This is a genomic window from Acetivibrio cellulolyticus CD2, from assembly GCF_000179595.2.
GTDB classification, from domain to species: domain Bacteria; phylum Bacillota; class Clostridia; order Acetivibrionales; family Acetivibrionaceae; genus Acetivibrio; species Acetivibrio cellulolyticus.
In genome coordinates this window covers 322,332-342,541 of record NZ_JH556651.1, presented here as the reverse complement: position 1 = coordinate 342,541, position 20,210 = coordinate 322,332, and the positions used below count along the sequence as shown (strand labels likewise).

The following is a 20,210-nucleotide window of genomic DNA, read 5'->3' as shown; positions in this document are numbered from 1 at the left end:
TACCTCCTTTAAGCTATTATTACTACATTTGCTGCACTAATTATTTTAGTGACAATAAAACATCTCCAGCATTTACGGAAGAACCCTTTGATACATTAACAGAAGCTACTGTTCCGTCGTTTGGAGCTACTATTTCATTTTCCATCTTCATAGCTTCAAGAATCAACAATACCTGTCCCTTCTTAACAGCATCCCCGCTATTTACTTTCACACCAAGAATTGTACCAGGCATTGGAGCTGTAATTGTAGCTGCACCTGCTGGAACTGCATTATCCTTTTTAGGTGCTGGAGAAGGCGCTGCTGCAGGAGCTGCAGGTGCTGGAGCCGCTTTAGGTGCCGGAGCACTGTATGCAGCAGGTTCGGCAGCTACACTTCCATCTCTTACTTCTTCAACTTCAACTTCATATTGATTTCCGTTAACCTTTATTAAAAACTTTTTCATGTTTAATCCTCCTTTAGATTTTACTGTTCAAACGTTCATATCTTCCCGTTGCTGACCATACCGGAGCTATCTGAGGCACTCTTCTAAACGATTTAACAACCAGACTGTATCCGGGCTTTGATTCCATCAACGCTATTGCTGCCATTATAGCAGAAACTATTTCATCATTTATGATTTCTTCCATATATAAACCTCCAATTATAAAGGAATATTTCCATGCTTTTTGGCAGGTCTGTTTTCCCTTTTGCTTGCAAGCATTTCGAGAGCACTTATTATTCTGATCCTTGTTGAAGCAGGCTCGATAACATCATCAACATAACCTCTTGCTGCTGCTACATAAGGATTTGAGAATTTGTCCCTGTACTCTTGAATTAAATCATTTCTTGTCTGAACAGGATCCTCAGCCTTGGAAATTTCTTTTCTGAAGATGATATTTGCAGCACCATCCGGTCCCATAACAGCGATTTCTGCTGTAGGCCATGCAAATACCTGATCTGCACCTAGGTGTTTGCTATTCATGGCAATATAAGCACCACCATAAGCTTTTCTTACTATTACATTAATTTTTGGCACTGTTGCTTCAGAGAAAGCATAAAGAAGCTTTGCACCATGCCTTATAACACCGTTGTGTTCCTGACCTACTCCAGGCAGATAACCCGGTACATCAGTAAAGGAAACCAATGGAATGTTGAAGGCATCGCAAAAACGTATAAATCTTGCAGCTTTGTCAGATGCGTTAACATCCAAAACTCCGGCAGCGTATTTAGGCTGGTTGGCAACTATTCCAATAGTGCCTCCGTTCATTCTTCCAAAGCCGATAATTATATTCTGTGCAAAATGCTTTTGAATTTCAAGGAATTCGCCATTATCTACAATAGTAGTAATAACGTCCATCATGTCATATGGCTTGTTTGAACCTTCAGGAATAATTTCATTCAAGCTGTCGCATATTCTGTTGAGTTCATCCTGACTTGCATATACAGGAACATCTGTAAGGTTATTTTCAGGAAGGAATCCTATAAGTCTCTTGATATCTTCAATACAATCCTTCTCGCTTGCACTCTGGAAATGAGCAACACCACTGACAGCGTTATGAGTTCCTGCTCCACCGAGTTTTTCAAAGGAAACGTCTTCCCCTGTTACAGTCTTAATAACCTGAGGACCAGTAATAAACATCTGGCTTGTTTTTTCAACCATAAAAATAAAATCAGTAATAGCTGGAGAATAAACAGCGCCTCCGGCACATGGGCCCATTATTACTGAAATTTGAGGAATTACACCTGATGCCAGGGTATTTCTGTAGAAAATTTCCCCGAATCCGCAAAGAGAGTCAATACCCTCTTCAATTCTTGCTCCGCCTGAGTCATTGATGCTAATAAACGGTGCACCCATCTTCATAGCCATGTCCATTACTTTTGTGATCTTCTTTGCATGCATTTCACCCAGAGAACCACCTATTACAGTGAAGTCTTGTGATGAAACAAATACCAGACGTCCGTTAACTGATCCGTATCCAGTCACGACACCATCACCCGGTATCTTTTTCTTTTGCATATCAAAGTCTATACTTCTTGTCTCGACAAAAGCATCAACTTCTACAAAGCTATTTTCATCAAATAACTCGTTGATTCTTTCCCTTGCAGTCATTTTACCAGCTTCATGCTGCTTTGCGATCTTGTCGGCTCCTCCACCTTGCTCAACTTCAGCTTTTTTTGCGTGGAGAAGACTTAATTTGTCAACTCTCTCCATCTGTTTCCCACCTCTTTAAGCTTATTTGTTGAATATTGCAATTTTATAAACTTCTGATTATTCAATACAATTCTTTATTATATGATATTATTACCTGGTACTAATTATACCTCACTTTTTAACATAATGCAATATTTTCCTTAAAAGTTGATACAGAAATTAACAACTTTTATTAAAGTGTATAGCAATATACTATTATTCCCAAAATACCTTTTAAAAATTTACTTTTAAAAATTCCTATCTAGTTTTCGAGAGATTTTGCCGATCTTTATAATAACCAAATTCCATTTAAAAAGGATGTGGTTTAATTGGCTAAACACTCAACTGATCCTAAAAGCAATACCATATTTTGCAGAGTCTCAATTAATGACGATCAAAAATGGATTCACGGAATAATTACTTATGTAAATCTCGATAAGAGGGTGGCTGAGATTTTTTTGCCTGCAAGATACTTTAAGGAATACCTCGTTGAAGGTAGTAAGATTACCATAAAATCCATGGATCAGAATAATGAGATCCTTTTTTGCGGAAGTGTTTTAAGCAAAGTAATATCTATAAGAAAGCAAGCTATTACCATCCAAATAGACAAAGTACTAAACTTTGCAAACAATAGAAAATATGAACGTTTTAATGTTAATTATGAATGTCTGCTTGTTACACAAACCGGTGATCAATTTGCAGGAAAGCTAATGGACATAAGCCTCAACGGATGTATGATATTTTCAAATGAGCCTATAGAAGAAAACTCAGTTGTAACGATAAAGTCATTTATTTCATCGGAAGTGGAACTGAATTTTCAAGCAAATGTAGTAAGGAGAAAAGACCTAAAAAACCACGCATACTCCTATGGACTTCAAATGTCCAACATAGATAATTCCAACAATATTACGCTAAATGAACTTATAGCATATCTGATAAATCAAAAAAAACATATCGAGCACGAATGGAAAATCTTTAACAGACTTAAATACACGGTATATACAATTACAGCTTTACTTATCTTTTTTATTGTATTTTATGTTTTTGCTTCGACAGTAGGTTAAGTCGAAGCAAAATTCTTGTAGTTCAATAAAAAAAACAGTGCTCAAGCCAAATAATATTTCCTATTCAGAAATCTTCTCAATACACACCAATATAGGTGGGCAGTTTTCCTGATTTATAAACTCCGTCTTCATTACTACATACTTCTTCGGCTCTAATTTTCCCAGATACTCTATAACTTGAATTTTCTCATCAAATCCACTGTCACCACCGTGGTACACCACAATACTGATTATGCCGCCGACTACAAGCAGTTCCATACTCTTTTGAATTGCTGTGATCGTAGTTTTGGCCCTGGTTCCGATATTATGGTCTCCGCGAGGCAAATAGCCAAGATTGAACATCACTGCTTTTACCTTGCTTTTTACGTAATTATCAAGGTTTTCATGCCCATCATTTATGAGGTCTACCCTATCTCTCAAGTCCAAACTATCCAGCTTTTCAGCTGTTCTATCAAGTGCAATTTGCTGTACATCAAAAGAATATACATGCCCGCTTTCTCCAACAAGCTTTGCAAGAAACACTGTATCACTGCCGTTGCCTGCTGTAGCGTCAATTACTGTATCTCCTTCCTCAACAAAATGCTCAATATACTTATGTGATTGTGTTAAAGAATTCCCTATTTTCGGCATTCCGTTCTCCTAACTAGTCAAAATCCCTAGACTCTAAGTCCCAATGTATTTTCGGCATTTGCTTTGCAAGCTCCTCAAATAAATTTGCCTCTTTCACTTCGTTCGAAAGAGGCAAAAACCTAAAGGTTAAGCCATAATAGCTTAACCTTCCTAATAAATTATCCAACTATCACAATCATATCCCTTATCACCTTTGCAGCCAGAAGTGCAGTCCTGTCCGACTGATCATAGTGAGGTGAAACTTCAACAAGGTCAAAACCTACAATATTTAAGTCCTTGATAACGTTTAGCGACTGCAAAAGTTCCTTTGAGGATATACCGCCCGGTTCAGGAGTACCTGTTCCGTTGGCATATGCAGGATCTACAACATCAATATCAAGAGTAAAATAAACAGGCTTGCCTTTAAATTTATCAACTAACTTCTTAAGCGGCTCAAGCACTTCAATTGTATACATATTGGTATTTGCCCTGGCATATTCAAATTCTTCCTTAGTGCCGGACCTTATACCAAATTGGTAAATGTTTTTGCCAGGCATGAAATCAACCAGCCTTCTTATCGCAGAAGCATGAGAATTAGGACATCCAAGATATCCTTCCCTTAAATCCGCGTGGGCATCAAAGTGGATTACTATAAGCTCGTCCCCGTATTTTTTGTATACCTCTTTTATAACAGGCACGCTTATAAGGTGCTCACCACCTATAAACAGCGGTAATTTGTTATCCTCTATAATCTCTTTTGCTGCCTGACCTATCATATCAAGACTTTTTTCAACATTTCCAATGGGAAGATCCAAATCTCCCGAATCAAAATATCCAAAGTCTTCAAGGCTCTTATCCATATAAATACTGTACTCTTCAATACCTATAGACACTTCCCTGATCTTCTGAGGACCAAATCTTGTGCCCGGTCTGAAGCTGCACGTAAAATCCATGGGAACTCCGACCATAACAACATCTGCTTCCTCATAGCTTTCCGTGCTGCCCATAAACCTTGTCGATAATGTCAAATTTCCATTTTTCAAACTCATATCTATCTATACCTCTTTCAGGGCTTATTATTTCACCAGATCTCTTGCAAACTTCGGCAAAGCAAACACTGCTTTATGCAACTCAGGGCAGTAATACTTTGTATCCAACTCAGGTATCTTTGTTATATCAGTTTCAAGCGGGTCATATTTCTTTGAACCCATTGTAAAGCTCCAGAATCCACTTGGATATGTAGGTATTGCACAAGTATAAAGCTTTGTTATTGGGAATAATGAGCTTATATCCTTGTATACGTTTTTAATCAGATCCTTGTGGAAAAATGGTGATTCAGTTTGAGCAACAAATATTCCGTCTTCTTTAAGTGCATCATATATCGCCTTGTAAAAATCAACAGCAAACAGTCCTACAGCAGGTCCTACAGGATCTGTTGAGTCAACCATTATAACGTCAAACTCATTTTTGTTATCCTGAACATATTTTATACCGTCGGCAACCAATACTTCTACCCTTTTGTCACTCAGAGCACAGCTTATTTCAGGAAGGTATTCCTTTGAAACTTCAATTACACGGCCGTCTATTTCACAAAGTACTGCCTTTTCAACAGAAGGGTGCTTAATTATTTCTCTTATTGCGCCACCGTCTCCACCACCGATTACAAGCACCTTTTTAGGGTTTTTGTGTGTAAAAAGCGGTACATGGGTAATCATTTCATGATATACAAACTCGTCTCCGATAGTTGTCTGTACTGTTCCGTCTAAAACAAGCATTCTTCCGAACTGTTCTGTTTCTATCAGTGCAAGATCCTGAAACTCAGTCTTTTCAGTATGGTAAGTCTTTTTTGTTTTACATGTAATGCCAACGTTAGGTGTCTGAAATTCAGTATACCATAAATCCATTATAGTCACTCCTTAAAATATTTGATTTATATCGTTAAATATTAGTGTCCATCAATTGCAATAACTTATATTGTAAATTGGAAATATTGATTTGTCAAAGAAAAATTTGCTTGATATATAAGCACTCATAATGCATATAATAACCTTGCACAAAAATAAACTTTGGAGGGGTTGCTATATGGCTGATTGTCAAAGAATCATGTGCTCAGTAGGCAGTTGTACGTTTAATGAGACCAGTCAAAACTTATGTACTCTAGATGCAGTACAGGTAAGTGCAGCAGCTAAGTCAGACAGTGGTGCCCCATACGATGAGACTCTTTGTGCAAGTTACAGCTCCGGCAAGGAGAAGAAGTAAGAACGCTTTAGTTACTGGATCAGGGGATACTCCCCCTGATCCTTCCTAATTTATCGAATCATTTTATTGAGGCTTAACAAGGAATACAAAAAATATAACTTCACAATCCGAAATAATATTTTAGCTATTCCTAAGTGAATTCACTTCATCACGGGTTAATTCGCGCCAGCTTCCCTCAGGCAAATTGCCTAATGTAACTTTCCCTAACGAAATCCTTTTTAGCGCCAACACAGGATGTCCTATAGCCTCACACATTTTTCTAACCTGCCTGTTTCTTCCTTCGTGTATTGTTACCTCAATAACACATGTACGTTCTTTAGTACTTATTATCTTTAACTTCGCAGGAGAAGTAACATAGTCTTCAATTTCCAGTCCGCTTTCAAAACTATGGATCTCGTCCTTTGTTGGCGTCCCTGCAATAGTTGCCTGATATGTCTTCTCTATTTCGTGTCTTGGGTGAGTCATTTTATGAGTAAAATCACCATCGTTTGTAAGAACCAAAAGCCCTGTAGTCTCATAATCAAGCCTTCCAACCGGAAAAACCCTTTCGTCTACACCCTTTAAAAGATCAATTACGGTTGGCCTCCTAAACTGGTCTTTTACAGTAGTCACATACCCTGAAGGTTTGTTTAACAATATGTATACCTTTTTGCTTTCAGGCTTTATCACACTGCCATTCACCTCAACGCGGTCACTGCTGCTTACCTTAATACCCATCTCACTTACAACAATGCCGTTTACCTTTACGCTTCCCTGCTGTATTAATTCCTCTGCCTTTCGCCTTGAAGCAACACCGCAATCCGCTATATACTTCTGCAATCTTGTCATTTCCATAAATTTTAGCCCCAGCCTCTATCATTACTTAACTTGACTATTATACTTTATATCGTTATAAATTTCTACGAATAACGCGTAAATTTTCTTAAGCAATAAAAATTGACAAAATTAAAAGGCAGGATTTTTAGTTTCCTACCTCAGCTGCATAGGCTAGCAGTGTAGCGTATGCGAACAGCCTGCCTGACCTTTAACTTGCTTATTTACTCTTCTTCATCACTTTCGCATTTGCCGCTTTTGTCTCCTGCCTTAAAATCCTTTTTTACTTTTATCTTCTTTTTAAACGTATCGTTTGCCTTTTCCATTAATTCAGGAATAAGGTCAAGTATCTTTTCAACCGATGAGTTTACATTTACAGGCAACAGTTTTATTTGTCCCTGTCCTACTACCATAAACGCTACAGGATTTATACTTACCCCTGCACCACTACCACCAGCGAAAGGATGTTTACCGTTGCCTTCAGTTTGGACTTCTTTTTCCTTGCCATCATCACTTTCCGTAATCACTTTGCAGCACGAACTATACTCTCCTCCGCCTGCAGCAAACCCAAAGCTAACCTTTGAAATAGGAATTATTATTGTACCGTCCGGAGCCTGCACAGCATCGCCTACTATGGTATTTACATCAACCATATCCTTGATGCTTTCCATTGCTGTTGTCATCAGTCCCTCAATAGGATGTTCTGCCAAAATTACCACCACCTATATTTATTTAGAATTTCTTATGAAAAAATATCTTATCACCCTGCTACACTTCTTCTCACTTCTGCAAAGCCAAATTTACTTCCTATAATGTGGGTTAATGCTATTAAACCAACGATTATAATATGTCCAATTCTCACACTCAATATACAAAATAAATCAACTTTTAGCTTTTTTCCCATATAATCAGGTTTTATATTTACCGTCTTTTCCATAAGGTTTAATTTGTTATGTAGAAAGGAAACCAATAACCCTACAGCAGACCAGCATAATCCCAATAAGACTGCCGTATGATGGGCATTATCTGCACCAATAGTAATATTAATGTCAATTTTGTTAATGTTCAGTCTGCATCTTAAGTATTTATATACCTTTCCCAGCAATACATCATATTTTTTATTGAAATTCCGGAATTCTTCAAACTTCCGTCTTATTTGGCGATACCCCATTTTCCCCGTTTTCTTTGATACATCCTTTTCCTTTTTTCCTTTTTCTTTTACTTTTCTAAACCAGATACCTTTTTTGCCTGCACCAACTTTTGGAATTTCAAATTTATACTTAATAAGTCCCTTCAGTACAAAAAAAGACACCACAAAATTGTCGTTAACGCCTTGCCTGTTATACTCTATAACTACATTAACCTTTATAAAACAAATTATTAAAAATACTAAGACCAATATAACCGTTATGATAGCAAATAACACAATACCACACCTCTTATTAGATATTTTTTCCTAATAAACAAAAAAAATACACACTAGTGTGTATTTTTTACATGTAATACTAAATATTAACTGTGTTATTCACTTTGACTTTCATCTGTACTTGTGTCAGTTGTGTCAGTTGTGTTAGTTGTATCAGTTGTCTCGTTATTTCCGTCCTCACCAAATTCTATCATCTCAGGAATCTCATTCATTTCAAATATCGGCAGATCACTGTCTGATTTGTAACCAAAGCTCCTGAAAAATTCTTCAGTTGTCTCGTATAATATAGGTTTACCGGGCGCATCCAACCTTCCGGCTTCCTTAACAAGGTTCTTTTCTATAAGTTTTGTGACAGCACTATCGGAATTAACTCCTCTAATCTGCTCTATCTTAGCTTTTGTAATAGGTCTGTTATAAGCTATAATCGATAATGTCTCAAATGCTGCCTGAGAGAGGCCGCTCTTTTGTTTTGGCTCAAATAAAACTTTCACATAATCGTATAATTCAGGCTTTGAACACAACTGATAGCCATTGCTTATCTCCCTGATGGCAATACCCCTTGAGGGGTTATTGTTATAATTAACGACCATGTTATTAATTACAAGCTTGGCAGCTTTTTTATCAACGCCTGCTATCTCACATATTTTTTCCAAAGATATTCTGTCGCCGGATGCAAAAAGAAGACCCTCTATTATTCCTTCAAGTTTTTTTAAATCCATGTGAGCTTTTCCTCCACATACAACAGTGCTTTTTTACTTTTAAAACCTTTCAGCTATGACTTTTGCATAGCACCAGTAATTTACAAATTAACTTTCAGCAGCAATCTTTTCCTCATCAAAATCCTCAAGGTTTTCATCCGTTCTTTGTACCACAATCTCAGCAAACTGAGAATTTTGTATAATTGAAACCTTTTTGAGCTTTGCCAGTTCCAGTATTGCCAAAAAGCCAGTTACAACTTCAAGCTTGGACTTGGTAGCCATTGAAAACAGGTCGGAAAACCTAAAGCATGTCTTATTTATAAGAGTTCTTATTACTTCCCTTATCTTACTTTTAAGAGATACTTTCTCAATCTGAAGTATTTGGGTCATCTTTCCAGTATTCCTGTTCATTTTTCTCTCATTGCGCTCAATGAGATTCACATATACTCTTTTAAGCTCATCATAGGAAAGTTCTATAGGCTCATCCGATTTTTTTATGTCGATTTCCTCGGGCTGCCTGTAACATACCTTTTCCCATTCTTTTTCCCTTACCTTTAATACTTCAGAAAACTGTTTGTACTTTTTGTACTCAACAAGTTTTAAAATAAGTTCTTCTCTTGGGTCAACCTCATCTTCCTTGTTTTGCTTGATACTTGGCAGCAGAAGTTTTGATTTAATATGAAGAAGTGTAGCTGCCATAAGTAGGAACTCACTTGCTACTTCCAAATCCATTTCCTGCATCTGAAAAAGATAGTCCATGTATTGATCTGTTATATCATTAATTGGGATATCATATATATCCACCTGATTCTTTTCAATCAGGTGGAATAGCAAATCAAACGGTCCTTCGAAATTTTGAATTTTTATTGTACATGCTTTTGATAATACACTTTCCAAAAAATCCACCACCACTCTAAAAGGATAGTAGAAACCACAATAAAACTCCTATGAAGATTTTATTACATAAAGTCAATCTTCATTGCGCTTCTTACATCTTCCATTGTTTTCTTTGCAGCTGCCTCTGCTCTTTTGTTTCCTTCGTGAAGTACTTCCTTTACAATCTCAGGTCTTTCAAGTATCTTCTGTCTTCTTTCATATATAGGCTCAAGGTACGAAGCCATTTTATCGGCAAGATTCCTCTTGCACTGAACGCAACCGATTTTTCCGCCTCTGCACTGTTCTTCAATCACAGGTATTTCACCTTCATTGAAGACCTTGTGGAACGAAAACACAGTACAAACTTCAGGGTGCCCGGGATCGTCCTTTTTAATTCTTGCAGGGTCGGTAACCATTGTACTTACCTTTTTCCTTACAACCTCAGGACTATCTGAAAGTGCTATCGTGTTTCCATAGCTCTTGCTCATCTTTCTTCCATCTGTGCCAGGCAGTACCTTCGCCTTGGTCAATATTGGCTGTGGCTCTGGGAAAACCTCTCCATAAAAGAAATTGAAACGCCTTGCAATCTCTCTTGTTAATTCAAGATGCGGCAATTGATCCTCACCAACCGGCACAAACCCTGCTTTGTAGACAAGGATATCCGCTGCCTGCAAGTTTGGATAACCCAAAAAGCCATAAGTTGTAATATTCTTGTCCTTTAGCTGATTTAACTGGTCCTTATACGTTGGGCAGCGTAAAAGCCATGAAAGCGGAGTAGTCATTGAAAACAGCAAGTGAAGCTCCGCGTGCTCCTTTACCTTTGACTGCAAAAATATTGTACACTTCTCCGGGTCAAGTCCTGCACTTATCCAATCTACAACCAAATCATTTATATTATTCTTAATTTCCGAAGTATCCTCATATCCAGTAGTCAAGGCATGCCAATCAGCAACAAAAAAGAAGCAATCATAATCGTCCTGTAATTTCACCCAATTCTCCAGAGCACCGAAATAATTCCCCAAATGTAATGCTCCTGTAGGTCTCATGCCACTTAATATTGTACCTTTTTTCACCACTAATTCACTCTCCTGTTGTTGATAATCACTTAGTGCATTTATAGATTATATCTTTTTTTTATTATAAAGTCTAATTAATTTTGAAAATACCCAAAAGCTTACATAAATAACCCAAGAATAGTTGAAACTAAATATAATATACCAGTTGCAACCGGAGAAATAATTAAATTTAGAATTCTTCCAAGTATACCGGTAAACATAAGAATTACAAAGCCTATTGTTATATAATTTTCATATTCCAACATCTTATAATAATGCCTTGAAGGTAAAAAACCGTAAAGTATCTTAGAACCGTCAAGAGGTGATACAGGAAGCATATTAAATATCCCAAGAGTGATATTCATACTAAATCCAACCTGGAAAACTTTATACAAAATATTCATTACAACATTGCTGTTATAATAACCTTTTGTTGCAAAATAAACATATGGAAATGCGAAAACAAAGCTCAAAAGCAGATTGGATAAAGGTCCTGCAAGACTTGTTATCATCATTCCCTTTTTACGGTCTTCGAAGTTTGTGGCATTTACTTGCACAGGTTTAGCCCAACCAAAAGATGTAAATAGGATCATTATTGTACCTAAAGGGTCCATGTGTTTTATTGGGTTTAGCGTGAGCCTGCCCTGATTTTTGGCAGTCGGATCTCCTAAAAGGTATGCTGAAAAGCCATGCGAAAACTCATGTAACGTAATGGACATTACAAACATTAAAATTGATATCACAAGCATCAAAGGTTGGCCTGGCAAGTAATTTATCATTTCTCTTTCTCCTCATCTAAAAGATTTATCTTAACATAATCTATTTCTTCACTACGAGTAAATATTTTACCATTAATTTTCTCTTTAAGCACTATTTCCAGAATTTTTTTAATCTGTGGACCGGGACTTATTCCAAGTTCCTGTAAATCTCTTCCTGTTATTTTAGTCTTTATATTACTTAAATTATTGGCATACAAAAGAACAGCACCTTTTAACATATCATCAAACATAAGACTTAGCATATATAGGCTTTCTAATGCTAACCCCTTAAACATGCAGTAAATCTCATAATTTGAAGGCTCCCCTCCGTTTAAAATTTCATGAAGCTTCAAGTCTCTTACCTTTGCGAACCGAAGTATTTCATCCCTATATTCTTTTGAAAGTCTGAATCTGTCTGACAAAACCGGAACATTTTCCATACAAACATCTGAATACAACACTAAAAGATATACAAGAATTTTATCAATATTTTTCTTATTAATCAAGCTGTTATAAAACTCATCATAATGCTTATCCGATTTTTCCATTAGCATTTTAAGCCTATCAGAGAGCATTATTTCCGGATAAATTTTTTCGAGCAATCCCAGTTCCTGCATCCTCTCAAGCATTATAACCGTATTTTTTTCCTTGAGCATATAAAAGAATTCAGAATTAATTCGCTCTCTGCTTAACTTGTCCAAAACATCAGAGTTTATAGCATCTATTGCAAATTCTTCAGTTTTTTCATCCATCTTAAAACCATATCTCTGTTCAAACCTGACAGCCCTTAGAATTCTAGTCGGATCTTCAATAAAACTGAAATTGTACAATATTCTTATAATGCCATCGTATAGATCCCTTCTGCCCCCATAAAAGTCAACAATCTTTCCGAACTCTCTGCCATTTAACTTCATAGCAATACAGTTGATGGTAAAATCCCTTCTGAAAAGATCGTCTTTTATAGATCCTCTTTCTACGCTAGGAAGCGCTCCCGGGAATTCATAATATTCCTTTCTGGCAGTTACTATATCAATTTTTAAATCTTCAGCAAGTACTGCGTAAGCAGTCTGAAACTTTTCATACTCTGTCAGAACTGCTTTTGAAGTCTCTGCAAACTTTCTGGCAAAAGCTATTGCATCACCTTCAACAACAATATCTATATCAAGGTTTTCAACACCAAGTATCAGATCTCTTACAAAGCCCCCGACCACATAAATGCTGAAGCCCTCCAAATCGGCAACTTTGCCTGCAAGTGCCAAAACTTCCCTTACATTCGGCGGCAGTTCATCTAACTTGTAAGAAAGATTTTCACTGGTATATTCCTTTCCTATCTCGCTTCCTTCGCTTCCCGGTTTATGTCTCTTTTGATACTTTCCTCCGTAAAGGGTTCTTATTACATCGGTACGCGTTACTATACCTATCATTTCATTATCTTTTAGAACAGGAAGCCTTCCAATGTCATGTTCTGCAAACAATTCCCGTACCTCTTTTATCGGCTCTTTAAAGTCTATGGTAACTACCTTTTTTGACATATACCCTTTAACTGGAGATTGTCCATATCCGTGAACCCTTGCCTTGTCTATATCCCGCCTTGAAATAATTCCTGCAATCTTATTCCCGCTAACTACAGGCATCCCGGAGTGTCCAAACTTTATCATAATATCGTAAGCCTCATCTATAGTTGTATCTTCCGGCACGGTTTTTACAGGCGAACTCATTATATCCTTGGCCATAATAATTGGTCTTACATTTTCCCTAAGCACTGCCTTTATATTTGAGCTTATTTTTTGCAGATCCCTTTCGTCAGATTTTGCCGAACCTGCACCTTTGTGACCGCCGCCTCCGATTAATTTCATTATTATGCTCAAATCAATCTCTTCTGTGATGCTTCTTCCGATTATATAAGTTTTGTGCCCCATCCTCATAATGGAAAACAGGGCATCCAAATCCCGTTCCTCCAATATCTTTCTGGTAAGATATGCGGCATCATCAACATATTCCTCCATCTCAACCAACGAAAACCCGACTTCAAATCCATTAACACAATCAATTACAATATTCTTATTAAGCAGTTGCGACAATTCCCGCTGCCCTGTCGACAGGCGGTTTATAATCAGACTCTCAATAACCGAAAGATTGGCCTCCTTTTCAAGTAAATATCCAAGAGCATGCGCATCCCTTGAAGTAGTACCAGAAAAGATCAGTGAATTTGTATCCACATAAATTCCCAGTGCAAGAATTGTCGCCTCTACAGGAGATATATCAATTCCTTTTTCCATCAGCTCTTCTATAAGAATAGTTGTATTTGCCCCAACCTCTTCAATTTTCATGGCTGCAGAAGAAATTTCATCCTCACACAATATGTGGTGATCGTAAATAATAACTTCAATCCCCGGTTTTGCAACGTATTCTTTAAACTTACCAATTCTAGCTGTCGAATGGGTGTCAACAATTATTATCCTGGTGAGCTTTTCACATTCAACATCACCCGACTCAATAAAGTTGAAAACATCCATGTACATATTTATAAATTCTCGTACCTCTCTGCCGATATTACCCGGAAGAACCAATTGCGCCTCAGGATACAACTTTCTAGCCGCAATCATTGATGCAAGACAGTCAAAATCAGTATTGTTATGTCCTATAATTATCTCCATTAATTTCTCTCCACAGTTATAATCATTGCTTAATAATACACTATTATATCACTTTGTGAAAATGTACTCTATTCAAAGTACTCTTTACACAGGCAGGTTCAATATAATATATCCGCCTGCTACCAGACTAATACTATTTGCAAACCAAACAAATGCAACTTTTCTCAATTGTGAGTGTTCTTTCACAAAAATCGGGAATGCTATTGATTCAGAAAAAAACACCAAAAATTCGCCAAGTATAAGTGAAAGCATTATTGTATAACTGGCTAATGGAGAAAAACAATTAAGCAAAATATTCAAAGCCCCTTGCGTGACAATATTTATTACCAAAAAAGCAACCCATGACTTTTTACGCCTGAAGCCCATTAAATAAAATATAATTCCCTCTATTATGAGTGTTAACATTATACGTAATCCCACTAATAAGATTGATCTCGATAATAGTTTTCCTGGATAAAGGGTCTTATTTTTCAAGTCAAGTGTAAAGACATTGTTATAAGACTTAAGCGGTTTATCTATAGGTATTTCAAAAGTCTCATCATCATTTTTAATTTTTAATGTATGATTAGCTATAGTGCTCAGTTCTCTTGGATAAAATATGTAATATGATTCAACACCCTTATCTACAATTTTAGCTTTAGAATATCCGGTTCCTGAACCAATGCCTATTTCAAAGTTATCCGGTGCATTTGACACTATTATCAATATTGATGGAGGTCCTGCAGAATTGCCAAAACAAACACAGGAAAATAAAAGTATAAATAAAACTGTTATAATATTAACCGATATCATTTTATTAAGTTTATTCATATGTATCACCTCGTTAAAATAATATTAATTGTATCATATCATCCAATAGAGTTGAACAAAATCCATTCCAGATTGTCACATATTTCCCTTATAATCATTTGTCATCGGTAGGTTTAATTGTGTCAAATTGTGTCATTACTTCTATTGACTTAACAAGCATGCTGTGATATATTGACCTTTAGAAATTAAAGCTATGAAGGCTTTTATATTAATATTATTGTTTTATAATTAAACTTTGGGACGAACCCAGAAAAGCGGCTTTAGAAGGAGCTCTTTTTTGGGTTTATTATTTTCTAAGGAGATGATTTTAATGCATATGGCCGATGCCTTGATATCACCTGTTGTTGGTGGAACTATGCTGGCCGCTGCTGTTGGAGTTGCAGCTTACTCAATTAAGAAGATCCGTTATGACCTTGATGAAAAGAAAATTCCTTTAATGGGGGTAATGGGAGCTTTTGTTTTTGTGTCTCAAATGATTAACTTTACCATACCTGGAACAGGTTCGAGCGGACATCTTGGCGGAGGTTTGCTTCTTGCAATATTGCTTGGTTCGCATGCAGGATTTCTGACAATGGCATCTGTTCTATTAATTCAGGCACTGTTTTTTGGAGATGGAGGTTTACTCGCTTATGGTTGTAACTTGTTTAATCTAGGCTTCTATACGTGCTTTATTGCGTATCCATTAATATATAAATGTTTTACAAGAAAAACCACTAATTCAAAGAAAATTTTTGCAGCATCTATGGTATCTGCAATAGTTGGACTTCAAATTGGATCTTTTAGCGTTGTACTTGAAACTCTTTTATCCGGAAAGACTGAATTGCATTTTGGAGCATTTCTACTGATGATGCAGCCTATCCATCTTGCAATAGGAGTGGTTGAAGGATTTGCGACAGCAACAGTTGTGACGTTTGTATGGAAAGCAAGACCTGAAATTATCGAAAATGCTGCTATTGGTAAATCACATGGAAACATATCCACTAAAAAGCTTTTGATAGGACTTGCAGCTGCTGTTATTATAGTTGGTGGAGCTCTTTCCTGGTTTGCTTCAGCAAATCCCGATGGTTTGGAATGGTCTATAGAAAAGACTGTCGGTACAGAGGAACTTGAATCATCCGATAAAATTCATAAAATAATATCTGAAATACAGGAAAAAACAGCATTTTTACCTGATTACGGATTTAAAACGGATGAAAAGTCAGAAGAAACATCCGAAAAGACCATTGGATCAAATGAAGAGGCATGGCCTGCCATGAATGCAGGAACCAGCGTTTCTGGTATTGTTGGAGGCATATTGACACTAGCACTAATAGCATCGACCGGAATAATCATTATTTTTATAAAAAGACGGAAAAATCGAGCATCTGCTTAACATAAGTAAGGGACAGTTTAGAATTTTGGAGATACTTTTTTGTATCTCCAAATTTTTTGCAAAAATCGAATGGAATATAATATAATAAGTAATATAATGATTTGGTTAGGGGGCTAAATATGCGCATTGCAGTTATAGATGGTCAAGGCGGAGGTATGGGAAAAACTATAGTAGAAAAATTGAGGTTAGAGTACGGGCATAATTTGGAAATACTTGCACTTGGAACCAATGCCTTAGCTACAGCTCTAATGCTTAAAGCAGGTGCTAATGAAGGTGCATCCGGAGAAAATGCAATAATTTATAATTCAACAAGAGTAGATGTGATTATGGGTCCGATAGGCATAATTGCTGCAAATTCAATGCTCGGGGAACTAACTCCAGCAATAGCTAAAGCAATTGCAGAAAGTCCTGCAAAAAAAATACTGATACCAATGAATAAATGCAATATTCAAATTGCAGGTGTTAAAAATGAGCCATTTCCGCATCAGGTTGATAGTGCTATAATATTATTAAAAGAATATATGGGGTGATAATATGTGTGAAGCAAATGTATATATAATTAATAAAGATGGCGATGAAGAGCTTGTTCTAGAGTCTGTAGACAAGATCCTACCCAGAGACGGCATAATTGAACTCGAAAATGTATTCTGTGAAAGAAAAACTATAAAAGGGAAAATTAAAGAGATGGCTCTTGTCGATCATAAAATTATTATCGAAGAATTTTAAATTTTCTTCGAAATTTTTTTTAAATATGATATAATTCAAACAACGTTTAAGTTAATGAATTGCTGAAATATAACTTCAGCAGTAATTTCAGCATTCCTAAATGGATTTTAGTGCTGATTTTCATATTTCGTCAGAAAGGAACGTGCTCCTATGAATGAAAAAGTAAGGGATATTGCAGCTAGAATCAAAGGTTTAAGATTGCTTTCAGGGATATCTGAAAAGGAAGCTGCTCAAAAATTAGGGTTATCTTTTGCGGATTTTCAAAAATATGAGAATGGTGAAGATGATATTCCAATAAGCATTTTATATGAAATTGCAGACTTTTACTGTGTAGACTTAACTGAGGTTCTAACCGGGGTTTCTCCAAAGCTCCACGATGTATGTTATTTAAAAAAAGGCGAAGGTTTAAAAGTCGAACGGTACGATCAGTATGATTTTCAAAGTCTGGCATATAAGTATGCAAACAGAAAGATCGAACCATTACTTGTTACTTTGGAAGCCGAAAAGGATCCTGAGTTGGTTTCTCATAAAGGGCAAGAGTTTAATTACTGTCTTGAAGGTAAGATGAAAGTAATTATTGGCACGGAAGAATACATATTAGAACCGGGAGACACACTATATTTCAATTCTATGATTCCACATAGAATGCTTTCTATCGATAATAAACCGGCTAAATTTCTTACAGTTATACTTTTGTAAAGGGTGTGAAAAGAATGACTCTGGATTATAAGTATATTGCTAAATCGGAGTTTGAGTCCTACGAGGACTTTTGTGAAAATTATAAAATCATTGTACCTGAAAACTTCAATTTTGCCTACGATATCGTAGATGAATATGCACGTCTTGAACCTTCAAGACCAGCACTAGTGTGGTGTGATGACAATGAAAATGAACGGACCTTTACTTTTAGTGAAATGAAAAGATGGTCCGATAAAACAGCAAATATGTTGAGCAGCGCCGGAATTCGTAAAGGAGACCGAGTGATGCTTATTCTTAGGAGACGTTTCGAATTCTATTTTGTGATTCTTGCATTGGCGAAAATTGGAGCAACTTATATTCCATCTACACATCAGCTGACGGAAAAAGACATTGCTTATAGGTGTAACGCCGCTTCAATCAAGGCTGTTATTGCATTTAACCTGCCGGAAGTAATCCATCAGGTAGAAGCAGCAAGAGAAAAATCTCCTACAGTTGAAATGCTGTTCCTGGTCGGAGGGCAAAAAGAAGGCTGGACAGATTTTGATAAAAGCATAGAGCTTTCAAGTGAAGAATGGACAAGACCAACCGGCAATGCCGATACTACAAATGATGATCCCATGATTATTTACTTTACTTCGGGAACTACCAGCATGCCCAAGATGGCTATTCACAGTTTTACATATCCCCTTGGCCACATCGTAACAGCAAAGTACTGGCAGCGTGTGGTTGACGGAGGACTTCACCTGACGGTTTCCGATTCCGGCTGGGCTAAATTTGGCTGGGGAAAAATTTACGGGCAGTGGATCTGTGGAGCTGTTCACTTTGTATATGATATGGACAAGTTTGAACCTAGCACCCTTCTTGAAAAAATAGAGAAATATAAAATTTCTACATTTTGCGCACCACCAACCATATATAGGTTTATTCTTCAGCACGAAATTGAAAAATATGACCTTTCTTCCCTTGTACATTGTTCAACTGCCGGCGAACCGCTTAACCCCGAAGTCTTCAAGAAATTTCAGAGTAAGACCGGCCTGAGCATTTTAAATGGGTTCGGCCAAACGGAAACAACCGTACTTGTTGCAAACTTTGAATGGCTTGATATTTATCCCGGTGCTATGGGAAAACCAAATCCGGCCTTTAAGATTGATGTAGTTGATGAAAATGATTGCTCATGTTCTGCCGGTGTAGAAGGTGAACTGGTTATAAGAGAAGCTGATTCAAACAAACCTGCCGGACTCTTTTGCGGATACTACAGAGATAAAGAGTCAACAGACAGGGTTTGGTACAACGATATATATCACACCGGTGATATGGTATACCGGGATGAGCACGGATTCTTGTGGTTTGTGGGAAGAAATGATGATGTTATCAAAGCTTCAGGCTATAGAATCAGTCCTTTTGAGGTAGAAAGTGCACTTATTGAGCATCCTGCAGTTGTAGAATGCGCTGTAACCGGAGTTCCTGATGAGGTTCGCGGAACAGTCATTAAGGCTACAGTTGTACTTGCAAAAGGATATACTGCATCCGATGCTTTAAAGAAAGAAATTCAGGATTATGTTAAACATGTTACTGCTCCTTATAAGTATCCTAGAGTCCTGGAATTTGTAGATGAACTTCCTAAGACCATAAGCGGTAAAATCAAACGTGCACAGATTCGCCGTGAGGATTCAGATAAATTCAACAAAACGGAATAATTCGTTGCAAATGGCATATTTTAGCCATTACGCCAAATTGGTTTATAAAAATCAACAAGTTAAGGACATAAGAATGCTCTCTTAACTTGTTGAAAAAACCGATGTATTCTCTTTTCATTTAATTTTCAATTGTTATATCCAGCAGTAGTCATAGATCAGGCTAATTTATACTGTCTTCTCTTGTTTATATTATCGCTCACCATTACCAAAATAATTCCTGCCCCTAACATCCACCAGACATGCATCATAAAATCATATACTTTTTCTCCGTTGAAACCCGCTTCATCTCCAGTAATGGTGTAATACTTTCCTTCAAAATACCAGGTTCCCTTGTATTTCAAAATATTAGCCTCATTCTCCTCGCCTTTCATATAATACTCATTAAATATTGTTGGGTACGGTTTGATAACTAGTTGCTCTGTGGGATCTCCCAATAAACCGACTTTTGCAGTAAATAATTTAATAATTGTCAAACAGATAAAACTCACTAATAGAAACTTAAACCATTTTCTTTTCAGCAT

The 20,210-nt window shown here is 36.8% G+C and carries 24 protein-coding genes; 7 read left to right on the top strand and 17 right to left on the bottom strand.

Going from position 1 to position 20,210, the window contains the following annotated elements:
- Nucleotides 1-40: 40 nt before the first annotated feature.
- From ACECE_RS0201765 to ACECE_RS0201755, 3 genes are read right to left on the bottom strand one after another with little or no spacing between them, the layout of a single operon-like run.
- A complete protein-coding gene (locus tag ACECE_RS0201765; protein ID WP_010243604.1) occupies nt 41-442 on the bottom strand; it encodes a biotin/lipoyl-containing protein in 402 nt (133 codons plus the stop codon).
- Between the two features lie 13 nt (nt 443-455).
- Nucleotides 456-626, bottom strand: coding sequence for a hypothetical protein (locus ACECE_RS0201760; RefSeq protein ID WP_010243602.1), 171 nt, complete (start codon nt 624-626; stop codon nt 456-458).
- A 14-nt stretch (nt 627-640) separates the two neighbouring features.
- Nucleotides 641-2,191 carry an acyl-CoA carboxylase subunit beta gene (locus ACECE_RS0201755; protein ID WP_010243600.1) on the bottom strand — a complete coding sequence of 517 codons (1,551 nt, stop codon included), beginning with the start codon at nt 2,189-2,191 and terminating at the stop codon, nt 641-643.
- Between the two features lie 308 nt (nt 2,192-2,499).
- Between ACECE_RS0201755 and ACECE_RS0201750 the strand changes: the two genes are divergently transcribed.
- Complete coding sequence (locus tag ACECE_RS0201750) at nt 2,500-3,234, top strand: PilZ domain-containing protein (RefSeq protein ID WP_010243598.1); 735 nt, start codon at nt 2,500-2,502, stop codon at nt 3,232-3,234.
- Between the two features lie 60 nt (nt 3,235-3,294).
- Here the strand turns inward: ACECE_RS0201750 and ACECE_RS0201745 are convergent, their stop codons facing one another.
- From ACECE_RS0201745 to speE, 4 genes are read right to left on the bottom strand one after another with little or no spacing between them, the layout of a single operon-like run.
- Complete coding sequence (locus ACECE_RS0201745) at nt 3,295-3,864, bottom strand: tRNA (mnm(5)s(2)U34)-methyltransferase (protein ID WP_010243596.1); 570 nt, start codon at nt 3,862-3,864, stop codon at nt 3,295-3,297.
- 13 nt (nt 3,865-3,877) lie between these two features.
- The gene (locus ACECE_RS32500; RefSeq protein WP_162862451.1) at nt 3,878-4,030 is read right to left on the bottom strand and encodes a hypothetical protein; all 153 of its coding nucleotides are present in this window, start codon (nt 4,028-4,030) and stop codon (nt 3,878-3,880) included.
- Nucleotides 4,023-4,892, bottom strand: coding sequence for an agmatinase (speB, locus tag ACECE_RS0201740; protein ID WP_010243595.1), 870 nt, complete (start codon nt 4,890-4,892; stop codon nt 4,023-4,025). Before speB ends, ACECE_RS32500 begins: the two co-directional genes overlap by 8 nt.
- 27 nt (nt 4,893-4,919) lie before the next feature.
- Nucleotides 4,920-5,747, bottom strand: coding sequence for a polyamine aminopropyltransferase (gene speE / locus ACECE_RS0201735; protein ID WP_010243594.1), 828 nt, complete (start codon nt 5,745-5,747; stop codon nt 4,920-4,922).
- 178 nt (nt 5,748-5,925) lie between these two features.
- Here speE and ACECE_RS29955 point away from each other — a divergent pair, with 178 nt between their 5' ends.
- Nucleotides 5,926-6,102, top strand: a complete 177-nt coding sequence (locus ACECE_RS29955; RefSeq protein ID WP_162862450.1) for a DUF1540 domain-containing protein — start codon at nt 5,926-5,928, stop codon at nt 6,100-6,102.
- A 120-nt stretch (nt 6,103-6,222) separates the two neighbouring features.
- Here the strand turns inward: ACECE_RS29955 and ACECE_RS0201725 are convergent, their stop codons facing one another.
- The 9 genes from ACECE_RS0201725 to ACECE_RS0201685 all read right to left on the bottom strand — a co-directional run bounded on the left by ACECE_RS0201725 (nt 6,223) and on the right by ACECE_RS0201685 (nt 15,195).
- A complete protein-coding gene (locus tag ACECE_RS0201725; protein WP_026073660.1) occupies nt 6,223-6,936 on the bottom strand; it encodes a pseudouridine synthase in 714 nt (237 codons plus the stop codon).
- Between the two features lie 203 nt (nt 6,937-7,139).
- Nucleotides 7,140-7,625: a GerW family sporulation protein gene (gene ytfJ, locus ACECE_RS0201720; protein WP_010243592.1), complete on the bottom strand. Its 486-nt coding sequence runs from the start codon at nt 7,623-7,625 to the stop codon at nt 7,140-7,142.
- A 50-nt stretch (nt 7,626-7,675) separates the two neighbouring features.
- Nucleotides 7,676-8,341 carry a DUF2953 domain-containing protein gene (locus ACECE_RS0201715; RefSeq protein WP_010243591.1) on the bottom strand — a complete coding sequence of 222 codons (666 nt, stop codon included), beginning with the start codon at nt 8,339-8,341 and terminating at the stop codon, nt 7,676-7,678.
- Between the two features lie 95 nt (nt 8,342-8,436).
- On the bottom strand, nt 8,437-9,060 hold the full coding sequence (gene scpB, locus ACECE_RS0201710) for an SMC-Scp complex subunit ScpB (protein WP_010243590.1): 624 nt from the start codon (nt 9,058-9,060) through the stop codon (nt 8,437-8,439).
- Between the two features lie 87 nt (nt 9,061-9,147).
- Nucleotides 9,148-9,936, bottom strand: coding sequence for a segregation and condensation protein A (locus ACECE_RS0201705; protein WP_010243589.1), 789 nt, complete (start codon nt 9,934-9,936; stop codon nt 9,148-9,150).
- A 62-nt stretch (nt 9,937-9,998) separates the two neighbouring features.
- Entirely contained in the window at nt 9,999-10,988 is a 990-nt protein-coding gene (gene trpS / locus ACECE_RS0201700; RefSeq protein WP_026073659.1) for a tryptophan--tRNA ligase, read from the bottom strand.
- A gap of 101 nt (nt 10,989-11,089) precedes the next feature.
- Nucleotides 11,090-11,749 (bottom strand): site-2 protease family protein, encoded by a 660-nt coding sequence (locus tag ACECE_RS0201695; RefSeq protein WP_010243587.1) that lies wholly within the window; start codon nt 11,747-11,749, stop codon nt 11,090-11,092.
- Nucleotides 11,746-14,385 (bottom strand): CBS domain-containing protein, encoded by a 2,640-nt coding sequence (locus tag ACECE_RS0201690; RefSeq protein WP_010243585.1) that lies wholly within the window; start codon nt 14,383-14,385, stop codon nt 11,746-11,748. The genes ACECE_RS0201695 and ACECE_RS0201690 overlap by 4 nt, the downstream gene beginning before the upstream one ends.
- A gap of 84 nt (nt 14,386-14,469) precedes the next feature.
- Nucleotides 14,470-15,195, bottom strand: a complete 726-nt coding sequence (locus tag ACECE_RS0201685; RefSeq protein ID WP_010243583.1) for a hypothetical protein — start codon at nt 15,193-15,195, stop codon at nt 14,470-14,472.
- A gap of 310 nt (nt 15,196-15,505) precedes the next feature.
- Between ACECE_RS0201685 and ACECE_RS0201680 the strand changes: the two genes are divergently transcribed.
- From ACECE_RS0201680 to ACECE_RS0201660, 5 genes are all read left to right on the top strand, one after another.
- A complete protein-coding gene (locus ACECE_RS0201680; RefSeq protein ID WP_010243581.1) occupies nt 15,506-16,567 on the top strand; it encodes an energy-coupling factor ABC transporter permease in 1,062 nt (353 codons plus the stop codon).
- A gap of 119 nt (nt 16,568-16,686) precedes the next feature.
- Nucleotides 16,687-17,097, top strand: a complete 411-nt coding sequence (locus ACECE_RS0201675) for a DUF3842 family protein (RefSeq protein WP_010243579.1) — start codon at nt 16,687-16,689, stop codon at nt 17,095-17,097.
- Nucleotides 17,098-17,101: 4 nt separating this feature from the next.
- A complete protein-coding gene (locus ACECE_RS0201670) occupies nt 17,102-17,293 on the top strand; it encodes a CooT family nickel-binding protein (RefSeq protein WP_010243577.1) in 192 nt (63 codons plus the stop codon).
- A 150-nt stretch (nt 17,294-17,443) separates the two neighbouring features.
- Nucleotides 17,444-17,992 (top strand): helix-turn-helix domain-containing protein, encoded by a 549-nt coding sequence (locus ACECE_RS0201665; protein WP_010243575.1) that lies wholly within the window; start codon nt 17,444-17,446, stop codon nt 17,990-17,992.
- A gap of 14 nt (nt 17,993-18,006) precedes the next feature.
- Entirely contained in the window at nt 18,007-19,689 is a 1,683-nt protein-coding gene (locus tag ACECE_RS0201660) for an AMP-binding protein (protein ID WP_010243573.1), read from the top strand.
- Nucleotides 19,690-19,844: 155 nt separating this feature from the next.
- Here the strand turns inward: ACECE_RS0201660 and ACECE_RS0201655 are convergent, their stop codons facing one another.
- Nucleotides 19,845-20,210: a hypothetical protein gene (locus tag ACECE_RS0201655; RefSeq protein ID WP_010243571.1), complete on the bottom strand. Its 366-nt coding sequence runs from the start codon at nt 20,208-20,210 to the stop codon at nt 19,845-19,847.